This is a genomic window from Pseudomonas guariconensis (assembly GCF_015680235.1).
Taxonomy (GTDB): Bacteria; Pseudomonadota; Gammaproteobacteria; order Pseudomonadales; family Pseudomonadaceae; genus Aquipseudomonas; species Aquipseudomonas guariconensis_A.
The window spans coordinates 1-391 of record NZ_JADLJL010000092.1 but is presented as its reverse complement, the minus strand read 5'-3'; the positions used below and the strand labels follow the sequence as shown (position 1 = coordinate 391).

The window sequence follows — 391 nt, the reverse complement described above, 5'->3', positions numbered from 1 at the left end:
TACAACAATGGCAGCACCGTTAGCACCACCATTACCGGTGCCACCGGCGGCAACTTCGAACAGCTGACGCCGAATCCGGCGCCTGCCGAAACCGTCATCACCGATTCGGTCGACACCACCAGCGTCACCCTGACCGCGACACCAGGCATCACCGAAGGGGGCGTGATCACCTACACCGCCACCCTGAGCAACCCGGCGCAGACGCCGGTCACCGTGACCCTGTCCAACGGCCAGACCATCACCATCAAGGCCGGCGAAACCACGGGCACCGTGGACTTCCAGACCCCGGCCAATGACGTTTACAACAATGGCAGCACCGTTAGCACCACCATTACCGGTGCCACCGGCGGCAACTTCGAACAGCTGACGCCGAATCCGGCGCCTGCCGAAA

General features: G+C 63.2%; 1 protein-coding gene. It reads left to right on the top strand.

What is annotated here, in order from left to right:
• Window positions 1-391, top strand: a 391-nt coding sequence (locus IRZ56_RS22965) for an immunoglobulin-like domain-containing protein (protein ID WP_196147031.1), incomplete at both ends; no start/stop codon positions are given.